General features: G+C 60.3%; 5 protein-coding genes. All 5 read right to left on the reverse strand.

What is annotated here, in order from left to right; translation table 11 throughout:
* Window positions 1-62: 62 nt before the first annotated feature.
* Complete coding sequence (locus LJY25_RS19800) at window positions 63-1748, reverse strand: sodium/sugar symporter (RefSeq protein ID WP_227610221.1); 1686 nt, start codon at window positions 1746-1748, stop codon at window positions 63-65.
* Between the two features lie 100 nt (window positions 1749-1848).
* Window positions 1849-3180, reverse strand: a complete 1332-nt coding sequence (gene xylA / locus LJY25_RS19805) for a xylose isomerase (RefSeq protein WP_227610222.1) — start codon at window positions 3178-3180, stop codon at window positions 1849-1851.
* 86 nt (window positions 3181-3266) lie between these two features.
* Complete coding sequence (locus LJY25_RS19810; protein ID WP_227610223.1) at window positions 3267-4781, reverse strand: xylulokinase; 1515 nt, start codon at window positions 4779-4781, stop codon at window positions 3267-3269.
* 257 nt (window positions 4782-5038) lie between these two features.
* Window positions 5039-6070: a class 1 fructose-bisphosphatase gene (gene fbp / locus LJY25_RS19815; RefSeq protein ID WP_227610224.1), complete on the reverse strand. Its 1032-nt coding sequence runs from the start codon at window positions 6068-6070 to the stop codon at window positions 5039-5041.
* A 116-nt stretch (window positions 6071-6186) separates the two neighbouring features.
* Complete coding sequence (locus LJY25_RS19820; protein ID WP_227610225.1) at window positions 6187-6651, reverse strand: nuclear transport factor 2 family protein; 465 nt, start codon at window positions 6649-6651, stop codon at window positions 6187-6189.
* Between the last annotated feature and the right edge of the window lie 178 nt (window positions 6652-6829).

A 6829-nucleotide genomic window follows, 5' to 3' on the forward strand; every position in this document is an offset into this window, starting at 1 on the left:
GCGGCAGGCACTGCAACCTGGCTTTTTCCCGGCGGCCTACCTACCTGTACCCTCCTGCCGGCTTACCAGTAAATCGTGTAGAGCGCCGTCACGATAACGGCTACGGCCATAGCGCCAATAGCAAAGCCCCGGGTGGTCTTAAACATGGTGCGGTCTATTTCCAGGCCGTTGGTTTTCACGCCCCGCGCATTTTCCAGCAGGCTGATGAGGGCCATCACCAGCACGCACACTACGAAGACGATGCCCATCCGGTCCAGGAAGGGTATTTCGTAGACGCCTGCCTCATTCCGGACGGCAAAGCCCACCGGGGCCAGAAACGAGAGGTCCATCAGGCCCGGCAGGAACTTGAGTAGTACCGAGAGCAGAAAACCGCCGATGGTAGCAAACAGGGCCGCATTGGAGGTCGTCTTCTTCCAGAAGAAGCCCAGGATAAACATGGCGAAGATGCCCGGCGACACAAACCCGGTGTACTCCTGAATGTACTGGAAGCCCCCCTTTTTGTCGATGCCCAGGAATGGGGCAATCAGCACACCCAGGATCATGGCTACCACCACGGCAATCTTGCCCACCACAACCATTTTCTTCTCGGAGGCGGCCGGGTTCATTACCTTCTTGTAGATGTCGAGGGTGAAGATCGTGGCAATGGAGTTGGCTTTACCGGCCAGGGAAGCAACCACGGCGGCGGTAAGGGCGGCAAACGAGAGGCCCTTCAGGCCGATCGGCAGGATGTTGAGCAACACCGGATAGGCGCGGTCGGGGTTTAGGTTGGCGCCCTCGCCAAATTCGGTTGCTCCAAACACGTCGGCTTTGAACAGCACATAGGCGGCAATGCCGGGCAGCACCACAATTACAGGCATCAGCAGCTTCAGGAAGGCGGCAAACAAGATACCGGCCCGGGCGGTGGGCAGGTCGGCGCCGAGGGCCCGCTGGGTGATGTACTGGTTGCAACCCCAGTAGTTCAGGTTCACAATCCACATGCCGCCGAGCAGCACGGTGAGGCCGGGCAGGTCCAGGTAGTTGGGGTTGTCGCGGTTGAAGATCATGTGGAAATGGTCCCCGGCCTGGCTGGTGAGCTGCTGAAAGCCGGCCACCACGCCGCTTTGCCCGTAGTGCTCCGCCACCAGGTTCAGGGCCAGGTACGTCGTCGCCAGGCCACCCAGAATCAGGAAGAACACCTGAATCACGTCGGTGAAGCCAATCACCTTCATGCCGCCCAGGGTGATGACGATGGCAAAGGCCGCCAGCGCGTACATGCAGAAGCTTAGGTTCAGGCCCGAGATGCTGCTCACGGCAATGGCGCCCAGGTACAGAATCGAGGTCAGGTTCACGACCACGTACAGCATCAGCCAGAAGACGGCCATAATCATGGCCACGGTGCCGTTGTAGCGCTGACTCAGAAACTGGGGCATCGTGAAGATGTGGTTCTTCAGGTACACCGGAATAAAGAACACCGCCACGATAATCAGCGTCATGGCCGCCATCCACTCGTAGGTGGCAATGGCCAGCCCCATCTTAAAGCCCGAGCCCGACATGCCCACGAACTGCTCGGCCGAGATGTTGGAAGCAATGAGGGAGGAGCCGATGGCCCACCACGTCAGCGACCCTTCGGCCAGGAAGTAGTCCTTGGAGTCGCCGTCTACGGTGCCGTCGTGGCCGGTTTTGCGCCGGTACACCCAAATGCCGTACCCCGATACGATGATGAAGTAGATAAAGAAAACGACGTAGTCGAGCGTGGCGAGCTGGTGCATTTTTTGGAATTAGTAATTAGTAATTGATACTGAAGAATTGATGTCCAACGACCAGCGTAGCCCTTGAAGCAATTATTAATTCTTCATTACTAATTACTAATTAGATAAAGCGGTTGATGAGGTTTTCGAGATACTCCTGTTTGCCGCTGCGGACGGCGGGTTCCCCGTTTTCCAGGGCGTAAGCTCGCAAATCTTGTAATGAAAGCAGCCCTTTTTCGAACTCTTGTCCCTTGCCGGAATCAAACGAGGCATACCGCTGCCGGCGGATCTGCTGGTAATCAGACTTCTGGAGGATGCTGTCAGCCGTCACCAAAGCCCGGGCGAAGAGGTCCATGCCGCCCACGTGGGCGTAGAACAGATCCTGCGGGTCGGTAGAGTTACGCCGGATCTTGGCGTCGAAGTTCACGCCCCCACCCTGCAGCCCCCCGGCTTCCAGAATGATGAGCATGGCCTCGGTCAGCTCGTTGATGTCGTTGGGAAACTGGTCGGTGTCCCAGCCGTTCTGGTAGTCGCCGCGGTTGGCGTCGACGGAGCCGAGCAGGCCCGCGTCGGCCGCTACCTGCAGCTCGTGCTGGAAGGTGTGGCCGGCCAGGGTGGCGTGGTTTACTTCCAGGTTCAGCTTGAAGTCGTCGAGCAGGTCGTACTGGCGCAGAAAGCCCAGCACGGTGGCCGCGTCGAAGTCGTACTGGTGCTTGCTGGGCTCGGCCGGCTTGGGCTCGATAAAGAAGTTGCCCTTGAAGCCCTGCTGGCGGGCGTAGTCGCGGGCCGTGTGCAGGAAGCGGGCCAGGTGCTCCTGCTCCCGCTTCATGTTCGTATTGAGCAAACTCATGTAGCCTTCGCGCCCGCCCCAGAACACGTAGTTTTCGCCGCCGAGGGCAATGGTGGCGTCGAGGGCCGCCTTCACCTGGGCCGCGCCGTGCGTCAGCACGTGGAAGTCGGGGTTGGTAGCCGCGCCGTTCATGTAGCGGCGGTGGGAAAACAGGTTCGCCGTGCCCCAAAGCAGCTTTACGCCGCTGGCAGCCTGCTTTTCCCGGGCGTAGTCGACCAGCGCCTGCAGGCGCCGCTCGTTTTCCACGATGTCATTGCCGTAGTCGACCACGTCCACGTCGTGAAAGCAGTAGTAGGGCAGGCTGAGCTTGGTCAGGAACTCGAAGGCGGCGTCCATCTTGTCTTTGGCCCGCTCGATGGGGTCGGCTTTCACGTCCCACGAAAACGCGTGGGTGGCTCCGCCGAAGGGGTCGGCCCCGTTGCCGTTAAAGGAATGCCAGTAAGCCCCGGCAAAGCGCAGGTGCTCCTTCATGGTCTTGCCGGCTACTACCTGGTTTTCGTCGTACCAGCGGAACGCCAGCGGGTTGTCGGATTCGCGGCCTTCAAACGTGATCCGGCCGATGCCTTTGAAAAATTCCTGGTCGCCTAAAACGAGGTTTGCCATGGGTCGTGAGATTAGGATGGGGTAAACGTGGGAGTGGCGGCCGGGCCTGAATGGTTCCTGATGACCGCACACTGATTCTGGAAGGATTAGTGGGTTTCTGCCGCTGGCAGCCGGACGCTGGCGGCTTGCTGAAGCTGCTGGTCGAGCAGGGTTTTCCAGTGCTGGTACACCGGCTCGTAGACTTCGGTAAGGCGGGGCTCGATCAGGCGTAGCGGGGCCTTTGGGGCAAAGGCTTCTCGGGGCGAGGCGTACACCTGCCGGCCAATGCCGGCGCCCAGGGCCGCGCCCACGCTGCCGTCGTTTTCGTGAAGCTCCACCGGCACATGGGTGGCGTTTACAAACGCCTCCGCGAACAGGTTGCTCTGAAACAGGTTGGCCCGGCCGGCCCGGATAACGCTCGGGTGCAGGCCGTTTTCGCGCATAATGTCGAGGCCGTAGCGGAAGGCGAAGGCAATGCCTTCCTGCACGCCCCGGAACAGGTGGGGTGCCGCGTGCAGGTTCAGGTCGATGCCGTGGAAGTGGGCCCCTACCTGCCGGTTGCCCAGCATCCGCTCGGCCCCGTTGCCGAAGGGCAGCACCCGCACGCCCCCACTGCCGATGGGTACCTGCCGGCCCCGGGTGTTCATGTCGGCGTAGGTGGTCGGACCGAAGGTGTTCCTGACCCAGCGGTTCAGGATGCCGGTCCCGTTGATGCACAGCAGCACGCCGAGCCGGGGCGCTTCGGCCGCGTGGTTGACGTGCGCAAAGGTGTTGACCCGGGACTGCGGGTCGGTAAGCAGCTGGTCCGTGACGCCGTAAATCACGCCCGACGTGCCGGCATTGGCCGCTACCTCGCCGGGCTGCAGCACATTCAGGGAAAGCGCGTTGTTGGGCTGGTCGCCCGCCTTGTAGGTGAGCGGAATGCCGGGCGTGAGGCCCAGGTCGGCGGCCACGGCGGCGGTGAGGCAACCGTGCTCGGCAAACACCGGCAGCACCGGCGGAAACAACGCTTCGTCGAACCCGAAGTAGGCCAGCACGTCGGCCGACAGTTCCTCGCGGAGAAAGTCCCAGAACACGCCTTCCGACAACGCCGAGGCGCTGGTGGTGGCCGTGCCGGTAAGGCGGAGGCCGATAAAGTCGCCGGGCAGCATCACCTGGCTGATCTGGTCGAAGATGGCAGGCTCATTTTCCTTGACCCAGGCCAGCTTGGCCGCCGTAAAGTTGCCGGGAGAGTTGAGCAGGCGGTGCAGGCTGTGCTCGTGCCCGATGGCGTCGAATGCGCGGCTGCCGATTTCCACGGCCCGGCTGTCGCACCAGATAATAGCCGGCCGCAGCACCTGCTGCTCTTTCCCGACAATCACCAGCCCGTGCATCTGGTAGGCAATGCCAATTGCACTGATGTCGCGGGGATTGTAGCTTCCCGAGGCGTGAGCCCGGCGGATGGCCTGCCGGGCGTGCTCCCACCACTCTTCCGGGTCCTGCTCGGCCCAGCCCGGCTGCGCGGCGAGTATCCCGGTTTCTTCGTCGGGATACTGCGCCGTAGCCAGGCACTGCCGGGTTTCAGCATCCACTACCGCTACTTTAATGGAAGAGGTGCCGATGTCGATTCCAAGTAAGAGCATGGGCAGTCGGTGAGATAGTACTGAAAAATGGGCTTATAGCCTTCGCTAAGACAATCGATTGTGTAAATACCGCGCACGTTTCTGAACATGCGATACTACCGGTATTCATGCGTTACAGGCTGCACACGCGCTTTACAGGTCAATTGTGTCGAAATTTACACAATCGATTGATAAGATAAAACCAAATAATAAGGCGAACCTGTGCCCGCCTTATTATTTATCTTGTTTCTCACCTGAAGCCGCGTTCAGGCCAGCGCCTACCGTCCTACCGGCTCGGCAGCGGTGGCATGGCTCATCATTTCTTCCACCATATCGGCTGAGCCGATGTAAAGCGGGGTGCGCTGGTGGCAGTCAATGGGAACGATGTCGAGGATGGCCTCGGTGCCGGCCATGGCGCGTCCCCCGGCCTGCTCAATTACGAAAGCCAGCGGGTAGCCCTCGTACAGCAAACGGAGCTTGCCGCTGGTGTTCTTGGCCGTGGGCGGATACAGGTAGATGCCGCCCTTAAGCAGGTTGCGGTGGTAGTCGGCCACGAGCGAGCCGATGTAGCGGCCGCTGAAGCGCTTGCGCTTGCACTCGGTGAGGTAGCCCTGCACCCACTCGGGGTAGTCAAACCAGTTGCCTTCGTTGCAGGAGAAGATGGTGCCGTCCTGGGGGATCTTGATGTCGGAGTGCGACAAAAAGAATTCGCCGAGCGAGTTTTCGTAGGTAAAGCAGGCCACGCCGTGGCCGGTGGTGTACACGAGCATCGTGCTGGAACCGTACAGAATGTAGCCTGCGGCCACCTGCTTGCGCCCGCCCTGCAGGAAGTCTTCTTTTGTAGCCGGCGTGCCCACCGGTGTCACGCGGCGGTAGATGCTGAAGATGGTGCCGATGCTAACGTTGACGTCGATGTTGCTCGAGCCGTCCATCGGGTCCATGGCCACCACGTAGCGGCCCTTGTCGTTGCCGGTCTGGATAATCTCGTCGTCTTCCTCCGACAGGATAGCGCAGGCCTCGCCCCCGTTCTTCAGGGCCCGGATAAAGCGGATGTTGGCTACCACGTCGAGCTTCTGCTGCTGCTCGCCCTGGATGTTCTGGCTGCCAAAGGAGCCGGCAATATCCATCAGGCCCGCCCGGTTGATTTCGCGGTTTACGATTTTTCCCGCCAACGCAATGTCGCGCAGCAGCTGCGACAACTCACCGGTGGCAAAGGGAAACTCGCTTTGCTTGCGCATGATGTAGCGCTCGAGCGTGATGCCGACGGGCGTGGCAATGGCATTTTCGTTTGAAGAAGTAGAAGTACTCATGGGCGGGGTTGAGTATGGTACGAGGGGCTGATTGTGGCTGTCGCAGCAGTGGTCGGTCCGGCTGCAGGAGAAAGGACTTCAGCGACCGGGCATGAAGCATACTACGGGGTTTAAAACTACGACTTTGCTTCCGGCTGCTTCTGGGACTGCCAAAGCACCACCTGCCAGCCCTTCTTGTTTTTGACCTGCACTACCACGTATTTCAGATGGGCCACGTTGGGCGAGCCGTCCGGCTTGTTGGGCAGGGTAATGGTGATGGTGCCGTTCACGACGGCAGTTTTGCCGTCGTGGTAGGCGCGCACGTTCAGGGCCTCCACGTCGATCTTATCATACTGACTTTTGCCTTCGCGGATGCTCTGCAGATACTCTGTCTTGTTGTTCTGCTTGCCATTCGAGTGCGTGTACACCAGGTCGTCGGCGAAGAGCTTGTCCAGCAGGGCATAGTCTTTCTTAACCTGAGCCTCGAAGCGCTGCCGCTCCAGGGTTTCCACTTCCTTGGCCGCAGCCAGGTCTTTCTTGCTTTGGGCAAAGGCAGCTACGCTGAGCATCAGCACCAGGGCCAGGGAAAACAGACGTTTCATTCGGGGGCTTGGATAGTTTGGGTCTTGGGGTCTTGGAATTCCTAGCGGGCCTCGGCAGCTTCGGCGGGCTGGGCTACTTTTTCAAAGCCGAAGTAGTCTTTGGCGTTGCCGTAGCAGATCTGCTGGACCAGGTGGCCGAGCCAGTCGAGCGTGTCGGGCAGCTCGCCGTTCTCCACGT

The sequence above is a fragment of the Hymenobacter translucens genome, from assembly GCF_020685205.1.
Classification (GTDB): domain Bacteria; phylum Bacteroidota; class Bacteroidia; order Cytophagales; family Hymenobacteraceae; genus Hymenobacter; species Hymenobacter translucens.

What these genes read in the sequence shown, in the direction of transcription:
- LJY25_RS19800 (WP_227610221.1), bottom strand. Translation starts at nt 1,748, where the DNA reads ATGCACCAGCTCGCCACGCTCGACTACGTCGTTTTCTTTATCTACTTC.
- xylA (WP_227610222.1), bottom strand. Translation starts at nt 3,180, where the DNA reads ATGGCAAACCTCGTTTTAGGCGACCAGGAATTTTTCAAAGGCATCGGC.
- LJY25_RS19810 (WP_227610223.1), bottom strand. Translation starts at nt 4,781, where the DNA reads ATGCTCTTACTTGGAATCGACATCGGCACCTCTTCCATTAAAGTAGCG.
- fbp (WP_227610224.1), bottom strand. Translation starts at nt 6,070, where the DNA reads ATGAGTACTTCTACTTCTTCAAACGAAAATGCCATTGCCACGCCCGTC.
- LJY25_RS19820 (WP_227610225.1), bottom strand. Translation starts at nt 6,651, where the DNA reads ATGAAACGTCTGTTTTCCCTGGCCCTGGTGCTGATGCTCAGCGTAGCT.